Origin of the sequence: Mariprofundus aestuarium (assembly GCF_002795805.1) — a bacterium.
Lineage (GTDB): Bacteria > Pseudomonadota > Zetaproteobacteria > Mariprofundales > Mariprofundaceae > Mariprofundus > Mariprofundus aestuarium.
Genome location: NZ_CP018799.1, coordinates 1523638 through 1539845, shown reverse-complemented (window position 1 = coordinate 1539845; position 16208 = coordinate 1523638). Strand labels below are relative to the sequence as shown.

General features: G+C 48.8%; 14 protein-coding genes. 7 read left to right on the top strand and 7 right to left on the bottom strand.

The annotated features are described in order from the left end of the window. The first annotated feature begins 10 nt into the window (after nt 1–10). Together rraA and Ga0123461_RS07520 are read left to right on the top strand one after the other, a co-directional pair. On the top strand, nt 11–487 hold the full coding sequence (rraA, locus tag Ga0123461_RS07525; protein WP_100278740.1) for a ribonuclease E activity regulator RraA: 477 nt from the start codon (nt 11–13) through the stop codon (nt 485–487). A 168-nt stretch (nt 488–655) separates the two neighbouring features. Then, nucleotides 656–2395: a Na/Pi cotransporter family protein gene (locus Ga0123461_RS07520; RefSeq protein WP_232710087.1), complete on the top strand. Its 1740-nt coding sequence runs from the start codon at nt 656–658 to the stop codon at nt 2393–2395. Between the two features lie 8 nt (nt 2396–2403). Here the strand turns inward: Ga0123461_RS07520 and Ga0123461_RS07515 are convergent, their stop codons facing one another. Together Ga0123461_RS07515 and Ga0123461_RS07510 are read right to left on the bottom strand one after the other, a co-directional pair. Beyond that, nucleotides 2404–2811: a hypothetical protein gene (locus Ga0123461_RS07515; protein WP_157819277.1), complete on the bottom strand. Its 408-nt coding sequence runs from the start codon at nt 2809–2811 to the stop codon at nt 2404–2406. After that, complete coding sequence (locus Ga0123461_RS07510; protein ID WP_100277766.1) at nt 2808–3746, bottom strand: LysR substrate-binding domain-containing protein; 939 nt, start codon at nt 3744–3746, stop codon at nt 2808–2810. The genes Ga0123461_RS07515 and Ga0123461_RS07510 overlap by 4 nt, the downstream gene beginning before the upstream one ends. 168 nt (nt 3747–3914) lie before the next feature. Here Ga0123461_RS07510 and Ga0123461_RS07505 point away from each other — a divergent pair, with 168 nt between their 5' ends. Then, nucleotides 3915–5330, top strand: coding sequence for a ribulose-bisphosphate carboxylase (locus Ga0123461_RS07505; protein WP_100277765.1), 1416 nt, complete (start codon nt 3915–3917; stop codon nt 5328–5330). 58 nt (nt 5331–5388) lie between these two features. On the opposite strand, the gene Ga0123461_RS07500 is transcribed toward Ga0123461_RS07505, so the two are convergent. Then, nucleotides 5389–6603 carry an APC family permease gene (locus Ga0123461_RS07500; protein WP_100277764.1) on the bottom strand — a complete coding sequence of 405 codons (1215 nt, stop codon included), beginning with the start codon at nt 6601–6603 and terminating at the stop codon, nt 5389–5391. Nucleotides 6604–6780: 177 nt separating this feature from the next. Between Ga0123461_RS07500 and Ga0123461_RS07495 the strand changes: the two genes are divergently transcribed. After that, nucleotides 6781–7218: a host attachment protein gene (locus tag Ga0123461_RS07495; RefSeq protein ID WP_100277763.1), complete on the top strand. Its 438-nt coding sequence runs from the start codon at nt 6781–6783 to the stop codon at nt 7216–7218. A gap of 67 nt (nt 7219–7285) precedes the next feature. Here the strand turns inward: Ga0123461_RS07495 and ppdK are convergent, their stop codons facing one another. After that, on the bottom strand, nt 7286–10045 hold the full coding sequence (gene ppdK, locus Ga0123461_RS07490) for a pyruvate, phosphate dikinase (protein ID WP_100277762.1): 2760 nt from the start codon (nt 10043–10045) through the stop codon (nt 7286–7288). Nucleotides 10046–10635: 590 nt separating this feature from the next. On the opposite strand from ppdK, the gene Ga0123461_RS07480 reads away from it, so the two are divergent. The 3 genes from Ga0123461_RS07480 to Ga0123461_RS07470 all read left to right on the top strand — a co-directional run bounded on the left by Ga0123461_RS07480 (nt 10636) and on the right by Ga0123461_RS07470 (nt 12386). After that, the gene (locus Ga0123461_RS07480; RefSeq protein WP_100277760.1) at nt 10636–11025 is read left to right on the top strand and encodes a PilZ domain-containing protein; all 390 of its coding nucleotides are present in this window, start codon (nt 10636–10638) and stop codon (nt 11023–11025) included. Beyond that, nucleotides 11025–12095, top strand: a complete 1071-nt coding sequence (locus tag Ga0123461_RS07475) for an adenylate/guanylate cyclase domain-containing protein (protein ID WP_100277759.1) — start codon at nt 11025–11027, stop codon at nt 12093–12095. Before Ga0123461_RS07480 ends, Ga0123461_RS07475 begins: the two co-directional genes overlap by 1 nt. Before the next feature lie 87 nt (nt 12096–12182). Further along, entirely contained in the window at nt 12183–12386 is a 204-nt protein-coding gene (locus Ga0123461_RS07470; protein ID WP_198507028.1) for a Flp family type IVb pilin, read from the top strand. A gap of 123 nt (nt 12387–12509) precedes the next feature. Here Ga0123461_RS07470 and Ga0123461_RS07465 read toward each other — a convergent pair whose 3' ends face one another. The 3 genes from Ga0123461_RS07465 to Ga0123461_RS07455 are packed head-to-tail and all read right to left on the bottom strand — an operon-like array spanning nt 12510 to nt 16205. Next, entirely contained in the window at nt 12510–13397 is an 888-nt protein-coding gene (locus Ga0123461_RS07465) for a tetratricopeptide repeat protein (protein WP_100277757.1), read from the bottom strand. After that, nucleotides 13390–15192 carry a LytR C-terminal domain-containing protein gene (locus Ga0123461_RS07460; RefSeq protein ID WP_100277756.1) on the bottom strand — a complete coding sequence of 601 codons (1803 nt, stop codon included), beginning with the start codon at nt 15190–15192 and terminating at the stop codon, nt 13390–13392. The genes Ga0123461_RS07465 and Ga0123461_RS07460 overlap by 8 nt, the downstream gene beginning before the upstream one ends. A 23-nt stretch (nt 15193–15215) precedes the next feature. Next, the gene (locus Ga0123461_RS07455) at nt 15216–16205 is read right to left on the bottom strand and encodes a type II secretion system F family protein (protein ID WP_100277755.1); all 990 of its coding nucleotides are present in this window, start codon (nt 16203–16205) and stop codon (nt 15216–15218) included. Nucleotides 16206–16208: the final 3 nt, after the last annotated feature.

Sequence of the window (16208 nt, the reverse complement as noted above, 5' to 3'; positions counted from 1 at the left end):
AGGGGAGAGAATGTTTAAAACGACGGATCTGTATGACGAATATCTGGAGGCGGTGCAGGTGGCGGCCCCGATATTCAGGGACTATGGTGGAAGGCAGAGGTTCTGCGGACAGATTGTGACACTCAAAGCGCTGGAGGATAATAGCTATCTCAAAGCCTCATTCGAGAGTGATGGCAGAGGTAAAGTGCTGGTGGTCGATGGCGCAGGCTCTATGCGTTGTGCGATGATGGGTGATGTGATGGCGGCACTGGGCGCATCCAATGGTTGGGAAGGAGTGGTGATTAACGGCTGCATTCGCGACTCTGCCGATGTGGCCAAGGTAAATATTGGAGTCAAAGCATTGGCCACTATACCGCGCAAAACCATCAAGCGTAATCAGGGCGTGATCGATATTCCTCTTCATTTTGCCGATGTGAATTTTAACCCCGGAGATTATCTCTATGCCGATGAGGATGGCATCGTGATTGCAAAACATGCGCTAGTTTAAATACCTCTTCTCCAATCTGGTTTTGCTTCCTGTACCTGGTTCAGTATAGAAAGCATCTAAAAAACGCTGATTTACTTGCACCTGCATAGTTCACTCTCACCAGTTGTGCATGCTGTGCGGAGTCGTGCTAAACTAGGGTAGTCTAAGCATCGAAAGCAGGAGTGGCTATTGAGCTGGCAGATTATTACAGGACTGACTGGTGGTATCGGCCTCTTTCTTCTCGGAATGGAGTTGATGACTGATGGGCTGAAGCTTTCCGCCGGTAAATCTCTGCAGCGTATTCTCAAAAAATCAACTAAAACCCCGCTTCGGGGCGTTCTCTCTGGTGCACTGATTACTTCGCTGGTTCAGGCTTCTGGAGCAGTAACTGTTGCTACAATCGGCTTTGTCAATGCGGGGTTGATGAAGCTTAAGGATGCAATTCGGGTTGTTTATGGAAGCAACCTGGGCACGACAATGACCGGCTGGCTGGTCGCCATTGTAGGGTTTAACGTCAACCTGAAAGCATTTGCTCTACCAGCCATTGGTATCGGTATGCTCATGGCACTGTTGATCAAGCACGGACGCTACCCCGCAGTCGGCAAGGTGATTGCGGGATTTGGCCTTTTTTTCCTCGGTATTGATATGATGAGGTCAGGGTTTGAAGGGTTGGAAGGCGTTATCTCACTGGATGCGATTGAGGAGGGCGGCTTGGTCAGCCTAGTGATATTTGCTGGTGTTGGTTTTATTATGACGGTACTCATGCAATCCTCCAGTGCGGCGATAGCCATGACACTGACTGCGGCAGCGGGCGGTGTGATTGCACTTCCTTCAGCCGCCTGCATGGTGATTGGGGCTAATGTTGGAACCACCTCAACGGCAGTGGTCGCTGCCATTGGTGCAACACCGAATGCGCGAAGAATGGCTGCGGGCCACGTGATCTTTAATGTGGTGACAGGGATTGCTGCCCTGTTACTACTGCCCTTTCTTTTATTCAGCATTGAGTCATTCCAGAACCTGAGTGGTATGGAGGGTGGCCCGGCAACATTTCTGGCGTTGTTCCATACTGTTTTCAATCTGCTTGGCATAGCCCTGCTTTGGCCATTTACAGGGCGTCTGGTCGCCTTCCTCAAGCTTCGCTTTGTTGCGGCTGAGGAGAATGAGGCTCTGCCGAAATACCTAGATCACACCTTGATAGGAACGCCAGAACTTGCGACCAAAGCGTTAATAAGAGAGATAGAGCGTATGCAGGAAATTTCGATTCGTATGGCAGAAGATGCGATCAGTACGGAGGCAAGCATCAGTCCTCGATTGAAGGTGGAAATGAATGTTCTGCATAAACTGGCCGATGCCGTTGGTGAATTCAGTTCCAAGCTGCGTAAAAGTAACCTGCCGGAAGATGTGGCTAATGCCTTGCCTGTGGCACTGGCTTCAACCAGATACTTTATTGATGTTGCCGAGTTAGCTGAAGAGATCGACAACCTTCAGAGTAAAGAGGTGATCGGTGTATATGAAGAGCTGGAGCTGGCACTGGTTGATATGAGGCGACAGGCAATTGCCATTCTGGAAGATGTGAAGAAGCACTGTTTCGAAAGTGAAGAGGTGCTAGTCAGGGAGTCAGGGGCAATCGAGGCACTATCGCATAATTATAATGTAATCAAATCGCAGCTCCTTAGGGCAGGAACGACAGGCAAATTAAGTGCCAGACATATGGTGGCATTGATCGAACTAATGAAAAATATTGAGCGGTTGGTCACGCACTGCGTTAAGGGGCAGTCAAGTTTGCAGATGTTTGCCCACCAGACGATTGATGGGCATCAACCGGAAGGTAAAAATATTGTTCAGGGCGAAGTTTCTGAGGTCATTCAGGATGATGCAGAGGCCCAAGCCGACGGGTTGGAAGAGCCCGAAGGTTCAACAAAGGTTTGAATCTGTACTTATGAGCGGGTTTTCTGTCCCTTCTGGAAGCACTCGATCAGTGCCTCTTGAATATCCGGATGTTTTGAAATGTCTGATATGTTCATGTGTTTTTCTGCAATCGGTTGGATGGACTCTATGATATGTTGTCGCGTCAATTTTACTAAAAAGCCATCGAAATCAAATTTGCCATCACATGTAAATTCGCAGGCAATGCCTGTGGGCTCTGAAAAGGTGATCTCTTCCAAAATCATGACATCGTATTCATAGCGGTAAACATCCAGACCGATAGATGTGGCTAGCATGTCATAAAGTCTATCCAAGTGATCCTGCCGAATCATGAGTGTGTCTAGGTCAACAGTAACGCAGGGAGAGAACCGCTCGCCGCGAAAGTCGAACTCTAGACTGGCCTTTATAGAGTTTCTCATGGGGTGTCCTTATGGTTGATTTCAAGTGGCACGATATTGATTAATGACTCAGCGTGTTCAAGTACATAATTCTTGAAGGCTTCAGGGATCGCCGCAAAACGCTTGCCGTTGCGGTGAACTATATGCCACTGACGCATGATGGGGAAATCTTCGATTTTGAGCACCACTAGGCGCTTTAGTGCCAACTCCATCTCAATCGTGTGCAGTGAAACAATTCCCAGACCAAGTTCAGCCATAACAGCCTGCTTGATCGCTTCAGAGCGGTTCATCTCCATGCCCGTTGTTAACTGTAGATTGTGTACAGCAAAAAATTTCTCAGCTGCAATACGTGTTCCTGAAGCACGTTCACGTACAATAAATGGTTCATCGGCAAGTTGCTTGAGAGGGATGAGCCTCTTTTGCGTGGCCAGCGGGTGGGACGGAGACGCAATCACAACCAGTGGATTGTCCATGAAGCGGATGGCAGTTACGTTGTGACCTTTGGGTGGCTTGCCCATAATCACCATGTCAGTGGTGTTGTTGTCCAGCGCATCCAGTAACCCGGTGCGGTTGGCAACATCAAGGGTGACTTGAGCACCCGGATATTCATGGTGGAATGCGGCGATCAGTTGTGGTGCAAAATAGTTAGCTGTGGAAGCCATGGTTAAATGCAGTTTGCCGCGCTTGAGCCCCTTAAGCTCCTCAATCATCAGCGCTGCTTCCTCTAGTTGCTGACGAATATTGCGAGCGTAGTGGAGAAGTTCGCTGCCCGCTTCCGCGAGGCTGATCTGTTTTCCTTCACGCTCAAACAGCGGTAGTCCGATCTGCATCTCCATTTGTTTGATCTGCATTGAGACTGCGGGCTGGGTCATGAAAAGTGCTTTGGCGGCGTCGGTGTAACTGTTAAATTCGACAACAGCTTCGAGAATTTTCAACTGCTTCAGGGTGATATTCATAAAGCCTGCCTATAAGTAAAATTTATGGAGCACATCATAACCTTTGATTTTACATTATGGAACCCACTTCTATACTTCACATCGTCGCCAAAGAGGACTAAAGTGCTCTACCGCGAAGGAGGGGGGCGCAAGCTTCCTTTTTACTAAAATTTTGGAGGGTACACTCTAATGGATCAATCGAATCGTTACGCCGATCTAAGTCTTAAAGAAGAAGATCTGATCGCAGGCGGCCAGCATCTGCTTGTTGCTTATAAACTTATTCCAGCCGAAGGCTATGGCTTCCTGGAAGTGGCTGCTCACGTTGCAGCTGAATCTTCAACAGGTACAAACGTTGAGGTTTCTACTACTGATGACTTTACCCGTGGCGTAGATGCACTGGTATATGAAATTGACGAAACCGCATTTGGTGATCATCCGGTCACTGGTGGCGGTTTGATGAAGATTGCATACCCTGTTCCCCTGTTCGATCCGAACCTGACTGATGGTCACTTCAATGTTTCACACATGTGGTCTCTGATTCTGGGTAATAACCAGGGCATGGGTGACCACAACGGTCTGCGTATGCTCGACTTCATGGTTCCAGAAGTAATGATCAAGAAATTCGATGGTCCAAGTACCGGCATTGCTGATATGTGGGAAGTTCTGGGTCGTCCACGTGAGAACGGTGGTTACATCTCCGGTACCATCATCAAGCCTAAGCTTGGTCTGCGTCCTGAGCCATTTGTTAAGGCATGTTACCAGTTCTGGCTTGGTGGCGACTTCATCAAGAATGATGAGCCTCAGGCTAACCAGCCGTTCTGCCCAATGGAAACTGTTATTCCTATGGTTGCTGAGACCATGGATCGCGTACAGCAGGAGACTGGCCAGGCCAAGATCTTCTCTGCAAATGCTACAGCTGACTGGCATACTGAGTGCATCAAACGTGGTGACTTCATTCTTGAATCATTCGCTAAATACGGTAACGAAAAGCATGTTGCATTCCTGATTGATGGCTTTGTAACTGGTCCTGCTGGTGTTACCACTGCACGTCGCGCATTCCCAGACACATTCCTGCACTTCCATCGTGCTGGTCATGGCGCTCTGACTTCTTACAAATCGCCAATGGGTATGGATCCACTCTGCTACATGAAAATCTCTCGTCTCTCCGGCGCTTCAGGTATCCACACTGGTACCATGGGCTACGGTAAGATGGAAGGCCACGGCAACGAGACTGTTCTTGCATACATGCTTGAGCGTGACGAGTGCATGGGTCACTACTTCAACCAGAAATGGTATGGCATGAAGCCTACTGCTCCAATCATCTCAGGTGGTATGAACGCACTGCGTCTGCCAGGTTTCTTCGAGAACCTTGGCCATGGCAACGTGATCAACACTTGTGGTGGTGGTTCATTCGGCCACATCGACAGCCCTGCTGCTGGTGCTAAGTCTCTTAGCCAGGCATACGAGTGCTGGACTACTGGTACTGACCCAATCGAATACGCTAAGACTCATAACGAGTTCGCACGTGCATTCGATTCATTCCCAGCCGACGCTGACAAGATCTACGGCGCTGACTGGCGTGAAAAAATCGGCGCTCATAAATAAGCTCCGACTTCACAGTCGACAAAATGAAAAGGCCTCCGCGAAAGCGGGGGCCTTTTTTTTATCCTTGTGTGAATTGTATCAGGGTAAACAACGAACATAGCATGAACCCCACCAACGGAACCCAGGCAGGCAGGTTGAAAGCTTCATTTTTCAGGGTGTCCGAGCGAACCTTCAGGCGCCAAAGTGAAAAATTAATGGCAGCAAAAACTACAAGCGTAATGAAGCTCGTAAACTGCGCCAGCGTAAGCAGGGGAAAGGAGAGTGCGAGAATTAGTATTGTGATTGCAACTGTAATAGTGGCAATAATCGGTGTTCTTGTACCCGAGTGAACAGTAGAAAAAAGCGATGGGATGAGTCTCTGGCTGCCCATTCCATACAGGATGCGGGCAGTTTTGATGATCTGGATGAGTGTGCCATCGGCAATGGCGATGATGCTTACGATACCGACTGTTGATTTGATCACCGGCCTATTATCTCCGATTAGGTCAGCTAGCGGAGCATCGCTTGCGGCCAGAGTTTCGATTGGAAGTGTCAGTACGGCTACAAGGGAGATCAGAGCATAGAGTAGAGTGGTAATCACTAGGGCCAGAATGATGGCGCGCGGCATGTTGCGTTGCGGGTCATTCACCTCCTCTGCGATATTGATCATGTCCTCAAAACCAACAAATGCGTAAAAGGCCACAAAGGCACCGGCCACAATGAGTCCCCAGACCTCCAGATTCGGAGGTATCATCTCCGGCAGTCGTTCCGGCAGGGTGGCCAGATTGCTTGCATTGATTGCTACAATCACGATAAGGCCGATGATGCTAACAATAGTCGTAAGTGCTGCGACGCCAACCGATTCGCTGATACCCCAGCCTGCGAGCAGTGCAAGTGCTGTGACAAGAAGGGTGATGATCAGCCAAGAGGGGAGATCAACAAACATCTGGATATAACCTACCGAACCGTTGGTGATTGTGGCGGCTGAAATGGTTCCAATGGCGACCCCAGCGATACCTGTGCTGGTGGAGAGCCAGTGACGATGAAATGTCTCTTCAAGGTAGACCGCTTCACCGGCGCTTTTTGGAAAGCGGGAGGAGAGTTCCGCATAAGAGAGGGCAGTGAAACCCGCAATGATAGATGCGGCTAGGAAGGCAAGTGGAGCATGGACGCCTGCAATGCCGGCAACCTTCCCTATAAGCACAAAGATGCCTGCACCGATAATGGTTCCCAGGCCGTAGAGCGTAATCATCGGCAGGGTAATGATCCTTTTAAGCTCGATAGGTTCAGGCATTTAGTTTTATATCCTCTCAATGTGGTTGCTCTTCACTGTTATTATAGCAGTAATAGCGGCACTGACTGCAGACTCCGATAATGAATAAGCTGTTGGTGTTGGTTGTGAAACAGGGGGTTTTAGGCTATAAAATGTATATAGGGGAAGGTGAAGACGAGGGATTTTCAGGAGGCTTATATGGCTAAAACTTGGGTGGTGGTTGCTGATAGTTCCAAGGCGAGAATTCTAATGGCGGAAAAGCCGGGAATGGGGCTTTCGGAAATTGATTCGCTGGAGCACCCCGAAGGGCGGTTACATGAACAAGAGTTGACGTCTGACCTGCCGGGCAAGGCATTCGATAGTGGAGGAGAGGGTCGACATGCTATGGGGGCTTCCGTTGACCCTAAAAAGCATGAAGCGATTAAATTTTCCAAGCGAGTTGTGGATTACCTTGAGGCAGGGCGTAACGCTGGAAGCTTTACAAAACTTTATCTGATTGCATCTCCTGCCTTCCTAGGGCAATTACGAGAGCATCTCTCATCTCCTTTACAGCACATTGTGCAGGGCAGTATTGATAAGAACCTTGTTGCGCAGGATGAAAAGGCGATTCGTGCGCTGTTGCCGGAGTATTTATAAAGTTTGCAGGCAAAGAAAAAGGGCAGCGATTTCGCTGCCCTTTTTTTTAGCTCTTACCCTTTTCTAATCAGGAATCCAGCAGTGCTGCCTGCGCAGCTGCAAGACGTGCAATCGGCACACGCGGGCCTGAACATGAGACATAGGTCAGGCCGATGCTGTGGCAGAAGTGGATGGAGGCTGGATGGCCACCATGTTCACCACAGATACCGATCTTCATGCCAGGTTTAACACCACGACCCCAGTTCACAGCCAGCTCCATCAGTTTGCCGACACCGTTGGCATCGAGCACTTCAAATGGATTGTCCTGAAGGATTCCTGCTTCGTTATACATTGGCAGGAATTTGTTCTCTGCATCCTCGCGTGAGAAGGAGAATGTTGCCTGAGTCAGATCATTGGTGCCAAAGCTGAAGAAGTCGGCCTCCTCGGCCAGTTGTTCAGCACGCATGCAAGCTCGAACGACCTCCATCATGGTGCCGAATTTGAAGATTGGTGCGATACCTTGTGACTCTTCAACTTCTTTCCTAACGGTTTCAACGATTTCCTTGATCGCGATGAGCTCTGCAGAGGTACATACCTGAGGAATCATAATCTCAGGATGAACTTCGGTGCCTGCTTTCTGGCATACGCAGGCTGCTTCAAGTACCGCACGAATCTGCATGGCGTAGATTTCCGGGAAGGTGATGCCCAGACGTACACCGCGATGACCAAGCATCGGGTTGACTTCAAACAGGGCGCGAACTTTTTTAAGGATTGCCTCTTTCTTCTCAATCGCCTCATCTACCAGAGATGAGTCAGCTAACTGCTGTATAGGAGCCAGAGCACCATTACGGGTGGAGAGCAGACTCAGTGTTGCCGTCAGTACCTCTGAACCACGCATGGTATCTTTCAGATGTTTCAGCTGTACCAGATCATCAATCAGTTGGTTCTCTGATGGCAGGAACTCATGAATTGGCGGGTCAAGCAGACGCACAGTCACAGGATTTGGCGACATAGTTGTGAATAGTTCAACGAAATCCTGACGTTGGATAGGCAACAGCCTGTCAAGGGCTGCCTGGCGCTGCTCGAGTGTCTCAGAGACAATCATCTCCAGTACGATAGGCAGACGCTCTGCAGCATTAAACATGCGCTCTGTACGGCACAGTCCGATACCCATAGCACCATATTTCAGTGCCCGTTTTGCATCTTCCGGGATATCGGCATTGGCCATTACCTTCAGACGTGCGCGTTCATCAGCCCATGACAGCAAGGTTTTAAGCTCTTCGGAGAACTCTGCCTCAACGGTTGCAACCGCGCCTAGATAAACATTGCCTGATGTGCCGTCGATGGTGATCAGGTCACCTTCTTTGATCACAACATCACCGATATGGGCGCGACGGGACATAACATCCACTTCAATGCCATCAGCACCGGCCACGCACGGTTTTCCCATGCCGCGTGCCACAACTGCTGCATGGCTGGTTTTGCCACCACGGCTGGTCAGGATCGCCTCAGATACAAAGAAGCCGTGGATATCTTCCGGTTTGGTCTCTTCACGCAGCAGGATCAGAGGCCGATCATGCGCGGCTTTCTGTGCTACGGCCCGATCAGCATCAAAGACAACGTGGCCGCATGCCGCTCCCGGACTGGCAGGGAGGCCGGTTGCCAAAGCCGTTACTTTGGCGTTGGGGTCAAGGCGGGGGAAGAGCATCTGCTCAAGTGATTCAGGTGCGATACGCATCAGGGCCTGCTCTTTGGTGATCAAGCCTTCTGCTACCAGCTCAACCGAGGTGCGAACCATAGCCTGCGTGTTCATCTTGCCATTACGGGTCTGCAGGCAGTAGAGAATGCCCTTCTCAATGGTGAACTCAAAATCCTGAATTTCGGAGTAGTGGGTTTCAAGTTTGCTACGCAGTTCTTCAAGCTGACGATAGAGGTCCGGCATTTCATCGGCCATCTGGGCAATCGGTTTGGGTGTGCGAATACCTGCAACCACATCTTCGCCCTGAGCATTAACTAGATATTCACCGTAAAAGATATTTTCACCAGTGCCTGGATTGCGAGTAAAGGCCACGCCTGTTGCGCAATCATCGCCGCGATTGCCGAATACCATGGTGCAGATGTTTACAGCAGTACCGTTGGCCTGATCCGGTGTGATATTGAATTCACGACGGTAGTCCACTGCACGTTTTCCCGACCATGAGCCGAGTACAGCCTTAATTGCCAGGTCCAGTTGTTCATATGGGTCTTCAGGGAAGGCGCGCCCTGTCTGGGCATGTACGACCTCAAGGAAAAGTGTGGCAATCTCTTTCAGGTTTTCAGCGGAGAGACCAACATCTTCTTTGACTCCTTCGCGTTTTTTGATGGCTTCGAATGGTTCATCAAAGTACTCATCTTCAATGCCAAGAGCTACTTTTCCGAACAGCTGAATGAACCGGCGGTAGGCATCATAAGCAAAACGCTCGTCGCCAGTCTGCTCGATTTCGCCCTGCAGCGTCTCGCTGTTCATGCCGAGATTGAGAATGGTATCCATCATGCCGGGCATCGACATGGCTGAGCCTGAGCGAACCGATACCAGTAAAGGATTATGCGCATCGCCGAATCCCTTGCCTGTCAGTTTTTCAAGCGCTGTCATCTGCTCCTTTACTTCCTGCATGAGACCATCGGGATAGGTATTGTTATTTCCCAGGTAGCTTAGGCATGCCTCAGTTGTAATGGTGAAGCCCGGAGGGACGTTCAGGCCAATCTGTGTCATCTCACACAGGTTGGCGCCTTTACCGCCTAAAAGTTGTCTCGCTTTGCCATCTCCCTCTGTAAAGGAGTAGACGTATTTCTTTTGCTCATTAGTCATTATTACTTTCCCTGAAGTCCACGAAGCACTTTGAGTGTCTATGGTTTTTATGTGTATTGGGCAAGTCAGAATTGGCTTACGCCGAACGCGAATATTCTACGCCTGTTTCCCCTTAGTGAAAAGAGTGTATTTGTTTTCGGGAGATTTCAGGTTGACCTCTATGCTAAGCATCATATTCAATGTCTTATTGCAGGTGTGGGCTATGAATGCGATACCGTTCCAATTACTGTAATATGTAGGGGGATTACACAGTATATTAACTGAATATATGGAGTCGGGCATAAAGGTTTTTTCTGCAGCCTTTATGCAGGGTGGGGGTGATGAAAGTTTGATGGCCCCCCATCAATCATGCGTTTATATGCAGGGATAGTGTTTTCCTTATAACAAATATAACCTTCAGGGTGTTCCCGACCTAATAATCGGCGAACAGGGGATACGCCGGCCGATAAGATAAGATTGCATAGTTGTTCAAACTGTTGAACTCTATGGCTACTTGGGTGTTTGAATTATTCAGCCATTGAGTGTCTAATCTGATTGTCCCCATGGAGGAGATGAACGCATGACGGATATGCTAAGAGGCGAAATCGCAAATGCCTGATGAAAATTTCAGTGAATTGAGAGGGTTTGATCGCCAGCCAATTGATTTTGAGGTGGAGGTTAGTGGCTTCTCTCAGGCATGCGAACCATTCTGTGACCGAGGTGTGTTAAGGGATATTTCCGGTGGTGGGGTTGGTTTCCTAACAAATAATCCCGATCATTATAAATGTGATCAACAACTTAATCTGCAAATCAAGCTGCCCAGCTTGGATAAAATGGACGCGTTTATGCTGTGTGAAGTGGTCGTCGAATGGGTGCGCTCGATTGAGCCTTCAGAGTTTGAAGCTGAAGCGGCATTGATAGGCGTATCCCTGATTAGCGAGATGAAATTTGAGAGTCGTCAGCGGCCATCTGAAAACCCTGAAATCGAGCTTGGAAACTGATGAAGAAAAAAAAGCCACTTCGATTCAGAGATATTGAGCAGGCAAGTTACAGTCTGATAGGTTTTATTCCATACCTTTTAGCATTCTATCTGGTATTTCACCTTGATGTTGAGATTTCACCGCAACTACTGTTGATGGGGCTAATAGCGTTGATTGCTCATCTGGTTGGCTATTCAGTCATTCGCAAGTTTGGAAGGCAGCTTTCCAATGTGCGAGACATTACCGGTAAAGCGGCGATGTCAGAACATAAATACGCTATTGAAATTCATGACAACACACCCGATGAACTGGTAGGTATTGTTCAGCATTTTAATGCGGTTCTGGCGGACTCTGAGCTGGCATCCCGAAATTTCCGGGAGATGACAGCCCAGATGGTGGTCTATACCCGTGATATTGAGCGTTACCAGCAGAAGCTCAGGGAGGAGGGGGTTTCCCGAAATCGCTTAAGCCGTTATGTGGATAAAAGCCTAATCGAGAAGATTGTTAATTCCGATGAGGATATCCCCCTGCAAAATGCAAAGCAGGAAGCAACGATGTTTTTTGCCGATATCCGTTCATTCACAACGATTTCCGAACATATGGCTCCGGAAGATGTGATCGGTATGCTCAATGAATACTTTGATGCCATGGTGAAAATCATTTTTAAACATCAAGGCATTCTCGATAAATTTATTGGCGATGAGTTGATGGCTACCTTCGGTGTCATTGGGGAGCCTGAAGATGGGCCTCTTAATGCCGTGAAGGCGGCTGTTGCCATGCAGGCCAGAGTTAAAAGCCTGATGTCTGAGTTTCGTTTGAAGAACTACCCTGTGTTTGAGATTGGTATCGGTATCAATACCGGTGATGTGGTGATGGGTAATGTGGGATCGAAAAACAGGATGGACTATACCGTAATTGGAGATACCGTGAATGTTGCCTCCAGGCTGCAGCAGATGTCAGAAGGACATGGCATTGTTGTCGGAGAGAAGACCTATCAATACTGTAAGGCATATGTGCCTATGAAACTCAAGGGTGAGATCAAGGTCAAAAACAGAGGGGCGCCGGTGAAATGCTATGAGGTTGGCAATTAGACTGGCTAATAAACAGCTATATATAATCACATAATGCACTAAAGACTTGGCAGTATCACACTCATTTGCTATACTTAGAATGGATGCTTGGAGCAGCCTATGCAATGGATTTATGTGTATATTTTTTGCTTCATATTTGAACGTTCGGATAAGAATGAACGTGGTGCCACTGTTGTTGAGTACGGAATCCTAGTTTCGATCATCGCCATTGCAGCTATTGCGGTGATCCTAATCATTGGCGATTATCTTGAAACCTCCTTCCAAGGCGCCTCAGACGCCTTTCCTGACTGATCAAACAGTGACCTTAAGCTGATTCTCTTTTAGATTGTAACATGACTAGCGGGTCTTCTCATTGATGATATTCTGTCAACAACGCAACGCTCTTTGTCCCTTGGAGTTTGTTCTAATGAACTATTATTTAGTTTCGGTTGCTTCCGAGGCCCACAGTTGTTGAGCTTTTTCTAGGTTTGTTGCTGCCCGCTGGTAATAGGTAGGGCTTAATTTCATTGCAGTCTCAAAATATTCGATAGCTGTTTCATATTTCCCGTTAAGCAGGGCGATATAACCGATATTATTATATGCTATAGCCTCGTTATAGATGGAACCGACGGTGTTAATAGCCTCTTGATAGTTTCCCTGCCAGGCAAGCGCAATTCCAAGATTGTTGCGCAGGCGATTATCGAAATAGGGGGTCTGAGAAAGGGCGCTTCGCAACACCTTCTCCGCTTCGAAATATTGATGTGCCATGATAAGCGAGTAACCGAGATTATTCAGGAGAACCGGATAGTTCGGAAGGATTTGCAATCCTTTCTGATAGTATTTCACAGCCTTACCGTAATCACTTTCTAGGTCAGCCAAGACTCCTAAACCATTCCATGTATTCCAGCGACTTTCATCCAGAGAGACTACTTTTTCAAAATGTATTTTAGCCGAGGAGAACTTTCTCAGGTTAACCTGGCTGATTGCTGCGCCTTCTAGGGCATCGACATCAAGCGGATCTCGTTTCAGCACCTCTTCAAAATGTTTTTCTGCTGGCTCGTAAATACCGTTGTTCAGATAAAGTTGACCACTTCTGATCAGCGCAAGCCTATTGTCCGGTGAACGAGAAAGAACCTGCTGATAATAATAGAGAGCATCACTGCTGTTACCCTGTTCAAAAGCAGCAGCAGCCTGTTGCTCAAGTTTATCCAGAGGCTCCTGTTGTTTCGCAGGAGAAGTTGCCGGATTTGACGCGCAGCCAGACAGTAACCCAGCTAAGAGCAAGGGGATCAGGAGAGATAACAGGTTCCTGATATTATGCATTCCCAAGTGTTGAGATGAGGGTTAAATAATCTACAGCTTCAAGCAGGTCTTTACCGATCACGATGCGAATATCAACTCTGCGGTGTGTAATATCCATCTCTTTCATCTCCACTTTAACGGGAAGCATGGACGCGATCTTCTCTGCATCCTGGCGTCGTTCTGGCATATAGTAGATGACTGATGATGAATAGTCGAAGTTATCCGCATTGGTAACCCGGCGGATGGTCTGCCCATGTCTAGCGAGAACGCTTGTCATTAGTCGAGCCATGCCTTCACGACCATTACCGTTGGCGATTTCCAGGCGGGCAGGCATGAGGACGTTGCTGAAGTGTGCTGAAAGCATCGAAACCTTATCCTGTACTTTGGCCATCATATGAATCTCTTTTTCAGTCTTGTAAATGAAATCGTGACCAATTACGAGACGAAGGTCGCTGTCGTTTTTATTGGAGGCTGTTTCCCTAAGGGTTACAGGGGCGGGAACTTTAATGGCCAGCTGTTCAGCTTCAATCTGTCTTCCGGACAGGTAATAGAGAGTGGTCTTTTCCTGATTGAATGGACGGGAGTTACTGATCTTCCAGACCCATTCGTTGCGGCTCTTCAGGAAGTTGGTCAGTGCTTTGGCCATACCATTGCGGCCATTACCATTGGAGATTTCAATCCTGTTACCTACGGAAAGTACAACCACCTTCACTGGCTGTTGAGGAGTAGGTTTTACTTCAACTACTTTTGCAGGTACTGCAGCGGCTACGGGTGCAGAAGCTACGGGTGCAGCGGCTACAGGTGCAGAAGCTACGGGTGCAGGAGCTACGGGTGCAGAAGCTACGGGTGCAGCGGCTACAGGTGCAGAAGCTACGGGTGCAGGAGCTACGGGTGCAGAAGCTACGGGTGCAGCGGCTACAGGTGCAGAAGCTACGGGTGCAGGAGCTACGGGTGCAGAAGCTACGGGTGCAGAAGCTACGGGTGCAGAAGCTACGGGTGCAGCGGCTACAGGTGCAGAAGCTACGGGTGCAGAAGCTACGGGTGCAGCGGCTACAGGTGCAGAAGCTACAGGTGCAGAAGCTACGGGTGCAGAAGCTACGGGTGCAGAAGCTACGGGTGCAGAAGCTACGGGTGCAGCGGCTACAGGTGCAGAAGCTACGGGTGCAGAAGCTACGGGTGCAGCGGCTACAGGTGCAGAAGCTACGGGTGCAGAAGCTACGGGTGCAGAAGCTACGGGTGCAGAAGCTACGGGTGCAGAAGCTACGGGTGCAGGCTCAGCCATTACGATGGCATTGACTGTTGGCTCTACTTTATTTGCGGCTAGCCGGTTATGTGTAATCTCTAGATTATGTGTAGTCCGGGAGTTACTGGGATCATGTACTAGTGCAAGCTGCAGAACCTTCTCTGCGTCGGCATATTTTCCCTGCATCATGTAGGAGTAACCGAGATTACTCAATGTTTTTGCCGAATCCGGCTGAATGTTCAATGCTTTGTGGTAGTAGCTGGTTGCAAGATCATGGCGTTTAATCTGATCATAACAGGCGGCAATTCCATTCAATGCATTGACAGAGTTTGGGCTTTCCGCATTTGCTTGGCGGAAGGCCTCCAGTGCCAGGCCGTATTTACCAGCGGCAAATAACTGCTTACCTTTTTCATAATTGTTCACAGCTTTTGACTGGGTTGCTTCGCCACCTACCTGAAATACTGGGCGGATAGTGTCGAGCATAGCATAGCTGGTAGTGCATCCTGCAAGAAGTAAGAGGCAGTAGACCATCATGGTCCCCTGTTTTAGTGGACGGGAATATTTAACTGACATAATGCACCTCTCACATAGTGGACTCAGCCACCGCCCATGCCTTTGAACCCTTCAAGGATTCGGATAAATGCCGGACCCAGAATAACCAGGAACAGGGCTGGGAAAATAAACAGGATAATTGGGAAAATCATTTTAACGGGCAGCTTGGCAGCCCGTTCGCGGGCTCTCTGCATTCTCAATTGCCGCATCTCTTTTGCATGTGTTCTCAGCGCCTCGGCAATACTGGTGCCGAAATGATCAGCCTGAACCAGTAGGGTGACCAATTCATGCACTTCATCAAGCCCGGTTCTTTCCGCCAGAGCACGAAGGGCTTCCTCACGGCTTTTACCTGAACGCAATTCAAGACTTACAACCGAGAATTCGCCTGCCAGCACTGCATGGCTATGGCGGAGCTCCTCACTGACTCGCTGGATAGCAGCATCAAGCCCAAGGCCCGCCTCTACACAGACGACAAACATATCCATGGCATCCGGGAAGCTTTCAGCAAAGTCCAGCCGCCGCTTGTTAATTCTTCTGATCACAATAAAGTCGGGAAGGTAGTAGCCCAGAATAGCGGCCAGAACCAACAGCATAATGACATAAAGGTTACCTGCTGCGGGTGAATAGCCGACCATTATGGCGACAATGATAATAACTGCGGGAATCAGCAGCCCCAGAATGACCTTGTTGCCGATAAAGATGCGCATGGCTCTGGGAGCATAATATCCGGCTCTGACCAGTTTCATTTTCATTGCGGAGTCGGCCCATCCCTGGTCCGGAATCACCATGTTGGAAGCAGATTCAGCAATGCGAACAAAAAACCGTCCCTCTCGCTGGTCATGATCCTCTTGGGCAGCAACCTCTTCAGGGTGCTCAATCGCATTCAGACGGCGCTGCAGGGGGGTCATGCCGCCCATTAACCAGGTGAAAAGACCAAAAAAGAGCAATGCCGTTGCAATGAATACCAAGCCAAGAAGTGTGAACTCGTTAGCTGTATTGAAGAAAGAGCTGATGATTGCTGTGAGTTCTTTCATCTT